14 protein-coding genes are annotated in these 13,831 nt (G+C 42.2%); 9 read left to right on the top strand and 5 right to left on the bottom strand.

Annotated features, from left to right (window positions below; genetic code table 11):
* Positions 1 to 73: 73 nt before the first annotated feature.
* A complete protein-coding gene (locus SJY39_RS19135) occupies positions 74 to 3,082 on the bottom strand; it encodes a Tn3 family transposase (protein ID WP_390240564.1) in 3,009 nt (1,002 codons plus the stop codon).
* 132 nt (positions 3,083 to 3,214) lie between these two features.
* On the opposite strand from SJY39_RS19135, the gene SJY39_RS19130 reads away from it, so the two are divergent.
* Positions 3,215 to 3,790 (top strand): recombinase family protein, encoded by a 576-nt coding sequence (locus tag SJY39_RS19130; protein ID WP_390240562.1) that lies wholly within the window; start codon positions 3,215 to 3,217, stop codon positions 3,788 to 3,790.
* Positions 3,791 to 3,792: 2 nt separating this feature from the next.
* On the opposite strand, the gene SJY39_RS19125 is transcribed toward SJY39_RS19130, so the two are convergent.
* On the bottom strand, positions 3,793 to 4,122 hold the full coding sequence (locus SJY39_RS19125; RefSeq protein ID WP_390242608.1) for a cysteine peptidase family C39 domain-containing protein: 330 nt from the start codon (positions 4,120 to 4,122) through the stop codon (positions 3,793 to 3,795).
* Positions 4,123 to 4,535: 413 nt separating this feature from the next.
* On the opposite strand from SJY39_RS19125, the gene SJY39_RS19120 reads away from it, so the two are divergent.
* The 3 genes from SJY39_RS19120 to SJY39_RS19110 all read left to right on the top strand — a co-directional run bounded on the left by SJY39_RS19120 (position 4,536) and on the right by SJY39_RS19110 (position 6,646).
* Positions 4,536 to 4,721, top strand: coding sequence for a hypothetical protein (locus tag SJY39_RS19120; RefSeq protein ID WP_390242606.1), 186 nt, complete (start codon positions 4,536 to 4,538; stop codon positions 4,719 to 4,721).
* Between the two features lie 94 nt (positions 4,722 to 4,815).
* Positions 4,816 to 5,124 (top strand): hypothetical protein, encoded by a 309-nt coding sequence (locus tag SJY39_RS19115; RefSeq protein ID WP_390242604.1) that lies wholly within the window; start codon positions 4,816 to 4,818, stop codon positions 5,122 to 5,124.
* Positions 5,099 to 6,646 (top strand): TcdA/TcdB catalytic glycosyltransferase domain-containing protein, encoded by a 1,548-nt coding sequence (locus SJY39_RS19110; RefSeq protein WP_390242602.1) that lies wholly within the window; start codon positions 5,099 to 5,101, stop codon positions 6,644 to 6,646. The genes SJY39_RS19115 and SJY39_RS19110 overlap by 26 nt, the downstream gene beginning before the upstream one ends.
* Before the next feature lie 55 nt (positions 6,647 to 6,701).
* Here SJY39_RS19110 and SJY39_RS19105 read toward each other — a convergent pair whose 3' ends face one another.
* The gene (locus SJY39_RS19105) at positions 6,702 to 7,862 is read right to left on the bottom strand and encodes an HlyD family secretion protein (RefSeq protein ID WP_390242600.1); all 1,161 of its coding nucleotides are present in this window, start codon (positions 7,860 to 7,862) and stop codon (positions 6,702 to 6,704) included.
* Between the two features lie 474 nt (positions 7,863 to 8,336).
* On the opposite strand from SJY39_RS19105, the gene SJY39_RS19100 reads away from it, so the two are divergent.
* From SJY39_RS19100 to SJY39_RS19080, 5 genes are all read left to right on the top strand, one after another.
* On the top strand, positions 8,337 to 8,585 hold the full coding sequence (locus SJY39_RS19100; RefSeq protein ID WP_390242598.1) for a hypothetical protein: 249 nt from the start codon (positions 8,337 to 8,339) through the stop codon (positions 8,583 to 8,585).
* 18 nt (positions 8,586 to 8,603) lie between these two features.
* Complete coding sequence (locus tag SJY39_RS19095; RefSeq protein ID WP_390242596.1) at positions 8,604 to 9,431, top strand: CPBP family intramembrane glutamic endopeptidase; 828 nt, start codon at positions 8,604 to 8,606, stop codon at positions 9,429 to 9,431.
* Positions 9,432 to 9,892: 461 nt separating this feature from the next.
* The gene (locus SJY39_RS19090; RefSeq protein WP_390242594.1) at positions 9,893 to 10,684 is read left to right on the top strand and encodes a hypothetical protein; all 792 of its coding nucleotides are present in this window, start codon (positions 9,893 to 9,895) and stop codon (positions 10,682 to 10,684) included.
* Positions 10,685 to 11,349: 665 nt separating this feature from the next.
* Positions 11,350 to 11,742: a RidA family protein gene (locus SJY39_RS19085; protein ID WP_390242592.1), complete on the top strand. Its 393-nt coding sequence runs from the start codon at positions 11,350 to 11,352 to the stop codon at positions 11,740 to 11,742.
* 144 nt (positions 11,743 to 11,886) lie between these two features.
* Positions 11,887 to 12,255 carry a regulator gene (locus SJY39_RS19080; RefSeq protein WP_390242590.1) on the top strand — a complete coding sequence of 123 codons (369 nt, stop codon included), beginning with the start codon at positions 11,887 to 11,889 and terminating at the stop codon, positions 12,253 to 12,255.
* Positions 12,256 to 12,490: 235 nt separating this feature from the next.
* Here the strand turns inward: SJY39_RS19080 and SJY39_RS19075 are convergent, their stop codons facing one another.
* Positions 12,491 to 12,994, bottom strand: a complete 504-nt coding sequence (locus SJY39_RS19075) for a hypothetical protein (RefSeq protein ID WP_390242588.1) — start codon at positions 12,992 to 12,994, stop codon at positions 12,491 to 12,493.
* Between the two features lie 107 nt (positions 12,995 to 13,101).
* Positions 13,102 to 13,533: a hypothetical protein gene (locus SJY39_RS19070; protein WP_372216742.1), complete on the bottom strand. Its 432-nt coding sequence runs from the start codon at positions 13,531 to 13,533 to the stop codon at positions 13,102 to 13,104.
* Between the last annotated feature and the right edge of the window lie 298 nt (positions 13,534 to 13,831).

Genomic DNA, 13,831 nt, shown 5'->3' with positions numbered 1-13,831 from the left:
ATAGAGTTTTCTGTAAGGTATTGGACTTACTGCCTTTTTCTTATATTCATTACCCCCCGCTTTGTCATGTGATTTATTCAGCCTTTTTCGGGGGTAGAATTCCGAGTGTATCTTTGAGCTTTTCTTCTGAAAAATCGTATTCACCTAGCATATTGATATGGGCCCAGGACATCGGCGAATGTGCCGATATCTGCCGCAGTAAATTTTCTTTGGTCTCAGTGTCTGGTGCCTTTTCAACCTGGCGCGCAAGGTACAAATAATTCCAACATATGATGCTATTTTTGATCAAACGATTACAGGCCTCAGCAATTTCCTGCTCTTCCTTTTCTGTCTGGGCGAATTCACGAGGACTTCCGACAGCGACGGCGCGCGTGAATCGATTGGCCAGTTCGACTTTGTTGAGTTGCTTTTCAATGGCTTGTCGTAGCGCTAAATCGTCTACGTAGCGCAGTATAAACAGAGACTTAATGATTTGCCCAAAGGCTTTCATCGTTTGGTAGAGAGCATGCTGACGGGAGTAGGAGTTCAGTCGGCGGAAGATGTCGGACGCTGTGTTCTCCTTGAGCTTGATGGTCGTCACCAAGCGTAAAAAATCATCCCAGTTTTCGACAATAACCGTTTCATTGACCGTTTTATCCGGCCGGATAACCCAGTGTTCCGCACCTTGGGTTCTGGGCTTGAAGCCATAGAGGGCTTGTTGTCCAACCCCTTTGATGCGAGGTGCAAACGAAAAACCCAACATATGGGTAAGGCCAAAGATCGCTTCGGTGTAACCGTGGGTATCTGTGGAATGGATATCACTTTTAACTACATCATTGTGCATCAACCCATCGATTACAAAGGCGCTTTCTCGATCGGCGGCGCTGATCATTAGGGAATGCCAGAGGAAATTACGTTCATCAGCGAAAGTATAAGCACTGACGCCCTGTCCTTGTCCGAAGTATTTGAATGACCGGCTGGCGTACAGGCTGTCGCCACGTACTTCGAATTTTTGCCCATCGCTAGCGGTGTGCAGTTTATCTTGGGTCTGTCTATACAAATTGGGTAATTCCATTGCGTCCATAGCTTTGACGACAGCGTCATTGGCCGCTCTGATATTGTCCAAGGAGAACCGCCAATTCACGGTGTGATCCAACTCATTTTCGGTGACGCTGGACGATATCCGTGCCATTTTTCGAACACCAATCCCACAACCTAATCCCATGATCCCTGCCAAAAGGGCGGGGTGAGATGGAGCTTGCCCCACATGGGTTTGCTGCCAATGTTCAAAGGTTCGCAGCATGCCACAGTGATTATTGACGGTTTCCAAGACCTGCGCGAGTGGTACATCGTGCCGCTGAGGAAAGAGAGCACCCAAGGGATCATCTTCACTGGCATCCATGGCTGGAGTGGCGATGTGGAATGCCCCATCCTTGCGAGGCTTTAAATATGGATTGGTGGCTGCGTTATTGTTGGTCGTCTCATATTGTCTAGATAAAATGCTTTTCATCAGTGCCAACACAGATTTAGGATCAGATAACTCCTCCAAATCGGCTCGCTCTAAAAGGAGGGACCTGTCCTTTTTCCACCTTTCTTTGCCGATCAGGTAGGTATCCATCGGACGATATTTATAAGATTCCTCCACATTCAGGTCGCCAGATTTTATGGCCGTGGTAATAGCTTGGAACAAAAACACCTTGTACAGAGATATCCGGAACGTACCATCGTCACGGATAAGCACAGCCCGTTGTTCTGCATCAAGAAAATCCACAGGTGCTTGAACAGCGGACATCTCTCTATCTGATCTGAAATGATCAACCGCTTTTTGTAAGGGGTTAACACGTGTGGTTGGCATAAAAGATAAAGCACGCAACACAGGGCTGAGACGGTTTTGCAGCTTCAGCGAACGTGTCTCTAAGATGTCGTACCAACTGCTATTGTAGACCGTATCCGCCAACTCACCTTTGAGTTGGTCAAAACCTTCAGTTTTACTGTGAGCCAGAAGCTTTTCAATTGCCTCGATTTTGTTCGTATCCGATAGACTATCCGCCGCCATGACGCTTCGAATATTGCGCAAAACACTAAAAACAGAAACATCTAGGCTGTCAACAATAGATGTGATCTGACGCTGCTGGTTTTTTCGGCTTTGTGCAAGTGTTTCCTGATATTCACGGGCAGCGGTAGATTTGAAAGAAGCCATGATACTGAGCCACAAATCAATCATATTGTCCTGACACCTATAAAACTGGTGCACGATAAAGGCAGTGGCATGCAAGTGTCGATCGGCTTGGCTTCTTTGGTGCAGTTGGAACATCCGGGATTTGAGGACGCTACCCGCAAAATATCGAATACCAGAGGTGCCAAGTTCTAGTTGTGTCAGGGTCCACTCTAACTGGCGATAGAGGTCAGACAAGGTTTCAAAATCAGCCACGGCCTCTTTGATCTTAGTGGGTTTCGTGGACTGTGACAGTTTCTTGAGGAGAGTTAGACGATATCGATTTTGACCTTCCGATGCAGTGAAAAGGCCGTCCAGAAGATTACGGGCATCATCTGGCAAATACAGTTCTATAAGCGAGACCAACTCTGTTTTGCGTTTCTGTAATCCCACCCTGATTAAATCACTCAACCTATAGGCTGATGGAAGTTGTACACGCTGCTGGTTCAGAAAATCTACGCAACGATCAAAGATCAATTTGGGCTTCAGATGCATCCGGGCCATCGTTACTATCTCAGTGACCAATTTTTCGCAGGCTTCATCATCAAAAGTAGTAAAACCATAGAAATCCAAAATAGGTTTCTGGTGACGCTGGCGTGTCCGATCTGGGTACTGGAGGTGCGTTGGGGGCGAATGACCAAGCTGGTTGGCAATATAGGCTATATCACGTTCTAAAAAAACGGCAGCTCCAAAGAATCGCCGTGTAGCACGAAAATATCCGCAACTTACCAAAAAACCGATCTGATGATCTGTATTGCGCATAGTCGTAGCAATTTCTAACAGTGACTTGGGGAAATCAAAGAACTTTTTGCGGTCACGATGATCGAACAAAGGCGGATTGTCGAAAAGTTCGTGTTCATTGGCTGTGAGGATACGCATTCTTGCCATAGATGACCTTAATATCTAATGTCCGAAAAGGAACGATTGCGGACAGGGTTTCAAAGCCTGTCCGAAAATTACCTTGAAATACTATAGGACATAGCTATAGTTACGTACACCCATTTCGTAATTAATTGCCTTATGTCTAGAACCTTTGCTTACGCCCGCGTCTCTACGGTCGACCAGACGCCCGAAAATCAGATCCAAGAAATCAAAGCCGCGGGCTTTTCCATTGAGCCATACCGTATCATCACAGAGGCAATCTCAGGCTCCATGGCTATCGCGCAGAGAGAAGGTTTTTCCAAACTTCTGGATAGAATGGAGAAAGGGGATGTACTTATTGTCACAAAACTTGACCGGCTAGGTCGTAACGCCATCGATGTCAGCACTACAGTTGCAAAGCTTGAAGAAGTAGGTATTCGAGTTCATTGTCTCGCTCTTGGTGGCGTCGATCTCACCAGTTCCGCCGGAAAGATGACAATGAACGTCATCAATGCCGTCGCACAGTTCGAACGTGATCTATTGATCGAACGCACACAATCTGGCCTCGCCCGTGCCAAAGCAGAAGGTAAGCCATTAGGGCGGCCATCTGTTTTATCTGCGGCTCAACAAGAGGAAGTGAAAGAAAGAATAAAAAACGGAGTGGCAATCTCAGCCATCGCACGTGAATTCGAAACCAGCAGACAAACAATCATGCGAGTTAGAGCTCGGCCATAATCCTATGTCGCATTACGTACCTTTATGCAGATGGACCCAATAATGCATGGCAAAGAAAGCTGATCTAACTCTTCTACTTCACATTGTACCGCTCGTGCTGTCAGCCTTATTCGACTAGCTAATTCCATGACCTGTTTTAAATTCATGCCCTGTGTACCAATCCTTACCAGGCGTCTAAGTGAGGCGACATTGATTTGGTAACCGTAGTATCCGGAAATCATCGCAACGCACGCTAATGCGCATTCTGATACTTCGGATTGCATCACCAAAGGTACGCGTTTTAGATGTGTGTAATGCAATCGATGAAGAAGGTTATGGGGGTGTCCTAACATACTCTGTGTTCTTTGGTTGTGAGAGGTGCTCATTGGGGGCCTGTGCATGCTTTTTATAGTTTGAACAACGAGTTGCTGTGCTCTTTTTTGATTGTTTAAATTCACCCAACCTTATGAGTATTTACGGCTAATGACATGTTATTAAAGGAGAAATTACGATTAATTATCTATGAGGGAGTCGGCCATTTGATTCGTAGTATTTTTATGCCCCTAGGTTGATAAACCAATAAGAATCGAGGGTTATCAATAAATTAACTCATAAATTAATTGTGGTTCTGATGGTATTTAAGCCTTGATATAGCTAGGGCTAAATACCTGTAGGCTGTAGGTAGGTCTTCTGTTTACGCAAGCGCCAAGCTCTGTAAAGAAGGCGTTAGTCAGGGATAAAACATTGGTTACGTTAAGGATGAGTAATGAAGAAAGTTATGTGCCAACAAGTGTCGTCATTATCAGAGGACATGCTTGATAAGGTTGTGGGCGGGAAGGGATACGACGGTTGTACCTCTAAACCTAAAAAGTTGCATAAAGCAGCGAAGAAAAAAGGAAATTCATCAAAGGACCGTGATTGGAGCGGAGGCTGTAATAGCCGTTCGTCTTAGGTATTGGTTTTTAGATGACTATCGTGGGGTATGCCGTTCACTTACCTCACTTTTCTCTTCAATCAGGTATTCCTTTTTATATATGGAGCACATTATGAGAACGTACTTGTTATCACTGTTTGTCGCTCAATTTCCGTTGCCTATGGCTGACAAGCCTGCTCTCTTCTCTTTTTCAGCTCAAGGAAACTGGGACTTTTATCAGCATCAACTTCGCCTTGAGTATGCCCCTTTTGAAATCGAACCAATGGGCGAGTTGAGCGAACAGTATCTAAACGACATCAAAAAAATCTACCTATCTCCATCCTATAAAGGGACGCGTCGCACTGTGTTTGATGTCGAGCTGTTACGCGAAAATTCCATGACAATTGGTGATGAATATGACAGCTGGCAGTGCGTTAGATAACAATCTCCAACTTGTTTTTGAGCTTATCAATAGTTCTGAGTCCACGCTGTTTGATAAGAAAAAAGCATGTGGTTTCGTAGAGAAGCTACTGGCGCTTCAAGGGCAGGTAAATCAAGAATCTATGTCTATTTTCATTCGGTTATTGGACGAATTGCTTTTAGCTGACAAGGAACAATATCTTGCTCGAGATGTGTTACAGCGAATTAGTTGGCTCGAACCAGAAGATCTTGTGATGCTAGATAAGGTATTTTTTGTTTGGATTGGTTGTTTGGGCGAGCGCCAGCTTGAATATTTTGATGTGTGGGAAGAAGTTTGCCAAGACGATACATTCATCTATTACGATAGCCGCTGTTTACTTGCTAGTGAGATTAAGGACGTTCTCTGTCGAATACACCACTGCAGTCATGAAGATGTGGCCTTGATAAAGCACCAAAGTGACTGGTTTGAGGCGTTTGTAGCAAGTCAGGAGAAACACCTCGATGAATGGTTAATTGATCATACTCGAGTCTATGATGCCGACATCGCAACTGAGCTTGAACATAGGCTCTACCGTGTTAGGCATCGTTACTACCGGCTAACGAAACTAGTTACCTTGATAGATATTGCGTCCATTGACTCATTATTTGTATTTAGCGGCTTTGATTTAGAACCTTACTACCTGTACGAAGTACTTCTGAGAAATAATTTAGCGGCAGCGAGTGATATCGTTCGGTTGTTGGTTCTTTATCATCAGGGGGGGATGTACGTTGATTTCGACACACTCCCAAGTTTTGAGCACTGTTTTCCTAAAACAAATCGGCGCTTTCCTGAGTGGGTGAGGAATAACATGGTCGATGTACTTAAAGCCGAGCTCGTCATGAATGTGTTTCGAGCTCAGCAATTGACTCGTTTTGCACGGTGCCAAGGTGATCATCAGCTAGTAGAGAACATCGTAGCGACATTTTTTGATGATGATAAAGAGCAAATCAAAAGCTTGCATGAAGATGTTGCTGCGATAACTGAAGATAAACTATTCCACCCTTTTATCTTACCTCCCGTTCACAAAGAGGGTTTGGCATTAACGAAAGCCAAAAATAGTGTGGGCGAGTTCAACAACAATGTGCTGATAGCGCCTAAGGGATCCAAGTTAATAAGAATTGTCTTAACGATGATGAGCAGTCGTTACCGTTATATGGAAGATAACGGCATTATATTTGATGATATTTTCAACTCTCGCGACTGTGACGTTAACAATAGAGTGATGGAGAGCGAGGAGTATTGGCTTCGTTTTTCGGACTATCGGTATGACCATTTACGATCAAGTAATAATGTAACGCTCTTCTTGTCTGGGCCTTCATTGGTATTAGAGGTACTTATATCGCTTGCTTATGAAGTTTTTGAAATTGAAGGCTGCAGTCCGAACGCCGTCGCGTTCGCAATGAGCCACCCAGGCTTAAAGATGGCATTTGATCATCAAACTCAATTTACAGCAGAGCACATGCGCTCAACTTGGCTTAGAAACCAAAACCTCTTTTCTGATTAGTTCGATTTTAGTCATTGTCTAACATTTAAGCTGACTTTTTAGTGCGGTTCGCTCATTAAAGCTTACCTTGAATCGCGTATATTGGGTCAAGTAACCATTCTAGGAGCGTGCGCGTTTCTAAAATAATATCAGCTTCAGCTAACATGCCTGTTTTCAATGGAAATTCTTCACCATAGGCGTTCATAAATTGATCTGGTAAAGAGGCTGTTACTCGATACATGGCTTGTTCTGTTTGAATGGGAAGGGCTTTATCACTTGGCAAGATCAAAGCTTTGTCAATGCTCGTGATAGCACCAGTCATTAAGCCGAATTTCTGGTAAGGAAAAGCATCAAAGCGGATATTGACTATATCACCTTGTTGAACAAAACCAGCAGAGCGGGTAGGTAGGAGTAATTCTAACTCAAGGGGCGAGTTGGTGGGGATGATACTTAAAATCGGTGTACTTGGGGATACTTGGCTCCCTACTTTGGCCTGAATCGCTGTAACAGTGCCTTGCTTAGGCGCTTTCTGTGTAAATTCATATTCGCTGTTTAGTTCTACTTTTTGGGCCTGTAATAAAGAGATCTGTTGTTGTATCTCAAGTAGTTTTAAGTTGTGTTGTTCAGGCAGCAACTGTTGCTGGGTTTGTATTTGTGTTATCTCGACCTGAAGCGAACTTACCTCTTTATCTATTGTTTGATTTGCTTCTTGGTATTCTAATAACGCTTCTTGGGCTTCTATCAAGGCTGTTGCTGAAAGGTATCCATCTTGAGATAAGGTTTGTCGTTTTTCATAGAGTTGGGTTTGTAGGTCAAGGCGTATGGTGTTGGTTTGTTTGGCTTTGTTAATTGCGCTTAAACTTTGATTCAGGCGCTCTAACTGGTGCTGCAAAGTGAGAGTTTGCTTGTTAAACAGGGCGTCAGAAATAGTTCGCTTTTTTTCCAACATTTTCAACTGTGTGTCTATTTCTTGGAGGAGAGCTGTGGTTCGCTCTTTTCCACTGGTTAAGCCTTGGCTATTTTGAATCCGTGCAATCGGCTGACCCTCTGTGATTTCTAGTCCTTCCTCTACCCAGAGCTGATTGAGTACCCCTGAACGAGCAAAATATAAAGTGATGACGCCTTTTTGTGGAGCTAGGTATCCCTTCACAGTCTCTTTACGTGCGAACTCAAATTGCGAGAGATAGAACAAGATGAGAACAAAGAGAGCGAAAAGTGCCGCACTGATACCATACAAGGACAGTGGCTGAATTAAAACGACGCGACCTGTTAGCGTTTGTTTTTTTGCTTCAAGAACTTGTCGGCGAAATAACATAATAATTCCTTTTTCTTTTTATTCCTTGGATTGGTGACTTGGACTGTTTAGGTCAAATTGCAAGTTTATGGGTGGTTAGGGGCTCTATCCATGCTAGAAGGAGTGGAGAAAAAACTCAGCTTATTAAACAGTAATTACGAGTGATTTTTTTTGGGGAAATATCTTGATGCAAAGGAAAACCACTCGAATAATCAATAACTAAGAAAATCAATGCGCCATCATAAATTAGCCATAATTAAATACTTTCTCCCGAATAAGCACGTTAATTTTTTAACCTCCAATCAGGGAGGTTAGGTCGGAATACAACAGATTTTAAACCGACAGGTCAGTTGTCCGTCCGCTCTCTCTTGGAACCGTCGATTTTATGTTGTTTTATGTATGAGGGAGAGTTTAACAATGAAAGTATTAGCTACTGTTCATGAGATTGAGCAAGTTGTTGGAGGGAATCCTGGTCGTGGAATTGGAAGCTGGATCCGTGATTCGCTTGATAGAGCACACGCACCAGTTGCAAGAGCTCGTTATAGCGAATATCGCCAGCGAAGAGATAGCTCGGGAGATAGTGCAGCACAGGCTCGTTCTCGTTCGCGCAGCGATATGAACGACCGCCACGACAAAGGTGGCAGTAACCGTATTGGAGGCCGTTAGGTTTCGGAGTAATTTACGATGCGGTTAATGATCTCTGCTGTGGTGGTAGTCTATATAGGTTATTTTTTTCCAAGTTATATCCTGCTTGATTACTACCTGCTCATTACCCGAGAGTGGGCACTTAATCCGAGTTTGGATCGAGTGCTCTACTCAGCTATCGCCTACTACTTGTTACCCGTTAGCGCTTTTTTCGCGTTGTTTATTGGTGCTCGGCGAGATAAGCATTGGAAGCAGTACTCAACCTCTTGGCCTAGAAATACATGTACATGGGGTGAAGGCGTATTGGTATTGCTTGGTTTGATCTCATTGAATTCTATATCAAATTATATTCAATATGTTGTTTTTGATTGGTTTTCTCCAGGCTATTGGCAGGCTCAAGCCTACAATTTCACGCCTTTGTTTTCAGCCGATGATGGTGTGATTGATTGGTTGAGTGTGTTAAGCAGCGTTATGGACGGTGTGTTTATTTCCCCCGTGATAGAAGAGCTTCTCTTTCGTTATTTGTTGTTTGTTATTTTCAGATCCGTTTTGGGGGTTACCTGTGCCGCATTACTCTCAAGCTTAATATTTGCTTCAATACATCAGTGGGCACTTTACGCCTTTATGTCAGGGGTATTTTTATGCTGGGTCTTTGAGCGATATCGCCGCTTAGAAGTGGTCATTGCCATTCATGCTGGTCATAATTTGTTTATTTTACTTTATGACCTTGTTTATTACTCGATAACACAGCTTCACTTTAATCCTTGGGAGGCGGTTGACATTAGTATTATTGCGCTGCAAGCGGGTTATCTGGTGTTGTTTTTGCTCTTTATCTATTATCAGCGAAGAGAGTTTAGGGAGGAGTAATGTTAACAAGAAGAATGTTTCTTATACTTATTTACTTAAATATCGCCTTACTCTTTTTAAGCGTACTTTGGTTTTTAGTCCCATCTTTCAAACAGTATTCGTTAAGCGATTACTATGCTTATAGCGCCATTGTGATCTTAGTTCTGAGTGCTCTGGTTGCTCAAGGTGGCCGGAATAGTACTGAAGTGACGGACAATAAAAATAATTACCGTGCTGTCGTGTTCTTGTTAACTTTGGGCTCGATATTAATGATTAAAAGCTTCGTGTTAACTTTGATTTAGAGGCTATCATCGTCACCATCAAAATATGTAGTTTCGTGTGAATCTTTGTTATAGCGGGTACCACATACATTGCATTTTATATTCTTGTATGAATTTGAGTAACCATATCCCCCAAGCAGTAATTCACAAATTTTTCCAAGGAAGGAGGTAGATCGTGCTCTATGGTATGTGGTGTGTAATATGATGAATAAAAGTCATAAGAAATTTATTATATGGGGTAGTTTGCTGAGTGTTTTTGCCATTATGATAAGCCAGCGCAATCTTAGCCCTGAGTTAATATTTCCTAAATGTGAGATTAACAAGCCAGTTCAATCAAAGATCACTTTTTATATTGATGAGTCCGTTGTGTATAAAAATGAAATTGTCGGAAAACTGCATGAAGCCGTGGCAATGTCTAACACAATATTGGCTAACTCTTGTGTACCTATTATTCGCTCTTTTAAAGAGAGCCGATTTATATCTATGCCAAAGAGTGTTTCATCTGTTTCCTCTCTACATTCTGCCTTACAAGAAGAAGTAGGTGCTTCCGAAATTGACCATCTTAGAAGTAACCCAATAGAGCAGTATGTGGTCGTTCTTGGTGAGAATCACCCTGTCGTCCTTGAGCAAGAGATTCACGGCATGACAATGATGAATATGAATGATAGCTTTATTGTCTTATCTGAAAGATTTCCTGTTACCGTTTTAGAACACGAATTTGGGCACTTAGCTTGGGCTATGCATGAGCAGCCAGATACTGAAAGTGGTAAGTTTTGGATTAATGAGCAAGTTTTCCCTGGTAATAGAAACAAGGTAAAGCCTTACGCGGGTGCTTATCGTTGCTCGAATTACGGCACTGTCATGAGCTATGCTACACAAGTAGTTCCTGCGTACTCTAGCCCCCTGATTAGTAATAACGGAGAGTTATGTGGTCACGAAGTTAAGGGCGATAATGCTAGGGTTATGCAGGAATACGCTGAAAGTTTAAGATAACTCCTTCTAAAGTTTTCTCTTCACTTGAAGCACCCTACGGGCTACCCGCTTTATTTCGCGAACCTCCTCGCTCGTTCCTCACTCTTCGGTGGCTTAACCAAGCCATCTTCAATCACAAACAACGTGCTTTACGTTGTCTTGGCCGTTCCGGTCACAATCAGGGCTAGACAGGCTTTCACTTTCGCGGTCAAGTGCTGTCTGAGTATGCTTTGTGTTTGTGCCCTACTCTGTCCTTGGGCTGTGTTTCAACGGTTCGTTTACGCCACTTCTATCCTCCGCCCGCAGAACTTCACTAGAAAAAGTAAAATGAACGCTGCCCTTAACCCGCCAGTAGGTCAAATGGTGAAGGCTTTAAATGTTGTGTTACAGCAATCTGGCTCTCACATTGAAAGTAAGCAGGATTTCTGTGATTTCATTGAACACGTAGAGAGATTCAAAACCGAAAGCTCGAGCGGGGGGTTTTAGTTAGTGAATCGGCTAGTTAGCCAGATGGTGGGCTTTGTCCGTGCTTCGCACGTCAAAGCCCCAAACCAAATGAAGCAAATTCATTACACATTTTTCTTTTCTATCAGTAACTTATTTTTAATTATGATTAATAATAAGTGTTTTTTCAGCTAATCCTATAGCTTGGTTGAGACATATAAAACGAATAGGATTGGGAAAACATGCGCAAAATCATTGATACTCAAGCAGCCCCAAAAGCGATAGGACCATATTCTCAAGGGGTCATCACCGGTGGGCTAATTTTCACTTCAGGTCAATTACCATTGAGTCCTCATACCGGACTTTTGGTCAAAAGTAGTCTGGAGAAGCAAACCGTGCAGTGCCTAGAGAACATGAGAGCGATTTTGCTCCATGCAGACGCTGACATGTCAGATGTAGTGAAAACAACCGTCTACCTTACCGATATGATGAGCTTTTCCGTGGTAAATGAAATTTATAACGATTTCTTTATTAAGAACGGCGCCAATTTTTTCCCCGCGAGAACCTGCATCGAAGTTTCTAAGCTTCCTCTAAATGCCCTGATTGAAATAGAGGCCGTTGCTGTCACGCCTTAATTGTTATTCGTTTCGTTTTTTAGCCCCAGCCTAGAGCTGGGCTTACCTATTTAGACACACCTTAGTGCGCACTTTGTCTGATTATGTTTAATGGTGCATATCTTATAAATTCAGTTCAACCTCTTGTATTTAGAGGTTTTATCATTGAAGTATCGCGAAATGAGTAAGAATTACATTTTTCGAGAGTTAGAGTGCCAAATGACCAAGGAAGAGGTCGCTGAACTGTGTTTTAAAACTGTGAGAACAGTCACAGCTTGGGATGAGGGGAATCCTATTCCGCCCGAGTGCAAAAGGCTTATGAGAATGGCAAAAGGTCGGGAACTAAGCATTAGTGAAGATTGGGTACAGTTCAAAATGTTATACGACAGGATAGAGCTGCCGACAGGGCAAGTGGTGAGACCACAACAAATACTAGCAGGGATTGCGCTTTTGGGGATTCAGTCTGAATTAGAAATCAAAACTTCAACACACTTACTTGGCCTTGCTAGGGCGATAGCAAATATCAAGAAATAGGATTAGAAAAGTATGGTTTTCCCAACGTGAGTTCAAAGCCCAAATAGCACGAGCTTAAATAATGTGATTCTTACTGATAAGGTAGCTGTGACTAGAACGAAAAATATCCTTGTTTGTTAGAATTGCTAGTCCTCCTTTTTGGTCATATCAAGGAGAAAGAAGCCGAACCTTTATCGAGAGGGTTCGGCTTTTTTATAAATTATCGAACTCTAAGGTAAGTTCAGTATTAGTAACGTCATTGATTTTTAGCAAGTCTGACAATATATGTTTCTTCGTATACGGATTTATATTCGACTTCAATCGTAAAATTCAAAAGCAGATTATTCATATAGTCAAAATACTGATCGTCTGATTCGGTGCCGAGGAATTCGATTAATATCACTTGTTTGTCGACTCCTAGTGGGCAATTCTCAAGCTGAGTCATACAGTTAAAATCTAATACAGGTCTAGAGTACCCAAGTTCGTGTATGATATTGCTTATGTCTTCAGGATTACATTCTGAATAGCACTTATCGTTAACAAAATATCTAACTTTAGTAACAAAGGCTGGTCCAACGCCATGATTAGTCAGGATATATTGTATTCTTGAGTTTCTTAGGATATTTCCGGTTAGATCTAACACAGGTCTCATAGATTTTATATTATGTAACCTAGTTAATTTTAACTGCCATACTGTAGCTATCAATGCAGCTATAGAAGTAAATGAAGCGACCAATGCAATATAATCACTTGTTGTCATGTTTCTATCCTAATCCAAAGTTAACAAAATAAATGAAGTACATAGCGCTTAAACAAATTTTCATTACTTATATTGAACTTTCATAAGTAAAAAAGGTTCTGAGCTTCCTATGAAATAGTCGACATAGATGATATATGGTCTGTAAACTCTTGGATGCGTGGTGAAACCTGTCTTTCTAAGATTCGATGTTCTGTCAAAGTTTCTGCTAGTAAAACAAAGGCATCAAGCTTTAGGTTAAGCTGCGTAAAGCGATCTTCTTTATTGTCCATATGCTTCAAGCTATTCTTTGTTCTCTTATCCGTTTTAATAATATCTTTACGGTTAAACTCTTTACCGCTTTCCTTGTGATGCTTTTCAAGCTGATTGAGAACCATAGTAGTCAAATCCATTGATTGATTACACCTCAACCATTTGCCATAGAGTTCTTGAGCTGCTCCTGCGAGGTGAATGGCTGATGCGTACTTACCCGTATGCAAAAAACACTCAATTGCTAACTCAAGGTATTCGTCAGCAACATCTAGTTTGTCTATCAATTCCATATCTTCCTCGATATATAAGCAATTAGGTATAAAACTCTTATACGTGCCCTGGTAGGCTACCTACCTAGTATTAGGTTTATCTCATTTTATAACAATTACTTACCACGAGAAATAAAATGATTTGTCCCTAATACATAGTTACGTTACATAACTCACAATTAGAAACTAGCGCGCAAGCTTGCAACTAGAGCTGGGTTATGTGAATGCTGATAGGTAGGTCGAATTTACCCCCGTGATACATAATGGGAAAAAGCAAAAATACACGGGTAGCTTAAAGGTTAAATATAACGTTACAGAG

This window comes from Vibrio sp. R78045 (assembly GCF_042466085.1).
GTDB lineage: Bacteria > Pseudomonadota > Gammaproteobacteria > Enterobacterales > Vibrionaceae > Vibrio > Vibrio cyclitrophicus.
This window is presented reverse-complemented; position numbering and strand designations above follow the sequence as displayed.

What these genes read in the sequence shown, in the direction of transcription:
- SJY39_RS19125 (WP_390242608.1), bottom strand. Translation starts at nt 4,122, where the DNA reads ATGTTAGGACACCCCCATAACCTTCTTCATCGATTGCATTACACACAT.
- SJY39_RS19110 (WP_390242602.1), top strand. Translation starts at nt 5,099, where the DNA reads ATGACAGCTGGCAGTGCGTTAGATAACAATCTCCAACTTGTTTTTGAG.
- SJY39_RS19090 (WP_390242594.1), top strand. Translation starts at nt 9,893, where the DNA reads ATGATGAATAAAAGTCATAAGAAATTTATTATATGGGGTAGTTTGCTG.
- SJY39_RS19070 (WP_372216742.1), bottom strand. Translation starts at nt 13,533, where the DNA reads ATGGAATTGATAGACAAACTAGATGTTGCTGACGAATACCTTGAGTTA.
- SJY39_RS19075 (WP_390242588.1), bottom strand. Translation starts at nt 12,994, where the DNA reads ATGACAACAAGTGATTATATTGCATTGGTCGCTTCATTTACTTCTATA.
- SJY39_RS19100 (WP_390242598.1), top strand. Translation starts at nt 8,337, where the DNA reads ATGAAAGTATTAGCTACTGTTCATGAGATTGAGCAAGTTGTTGGAGGG.
- SJY39_RS19085 (WP_390242592.1), top strand. Translation starts at nt 11,350, where the DNA reads ATGCGCAAAATCATTGATACTCAAGCAGCCCCAAAAGCGATAGGACCA.
- SJY39_RS19095 (WP_390242596.1), top strand. Translation starts at nt 8,604, where the DNA reads ATGCGGTTAATGATCTCTGCTGTGGTGGTAGTCTATATAGGTTATTTT.
- SJY39_RS19135 (WP_390240564.1), bottom strand. Translation starts at nt 3,082, where the DNA reads ATGGCAAGAATGCGTATCCTCACAGCCAATGAACACGAACTTTTCGAC.
- SJY39_RS19120 (WP_390242606.1), top strand. Translation starts at nt 4,536, where the DNA reads ATGAAGAAAGTTATGTGCCAACAAGTGTCGTCATTATCAGAGGACATG.
- SJY39_RS19115 (WP_390242604.1), top strand. Translation starts at nt 4,816, where the DNA reads ATGAGAACGTACTTGTTATCACTGTTTGTCGCTCAATTTCCGTTGCCT.
- SJY39_RS19130 (WP_390240562.1), top strand. Translation starts at nt 3,215, where the DNA reads ATGTCTAGAACCTTTGCTTACGCCCGCGTCTCTACGGTCGACCAGACG.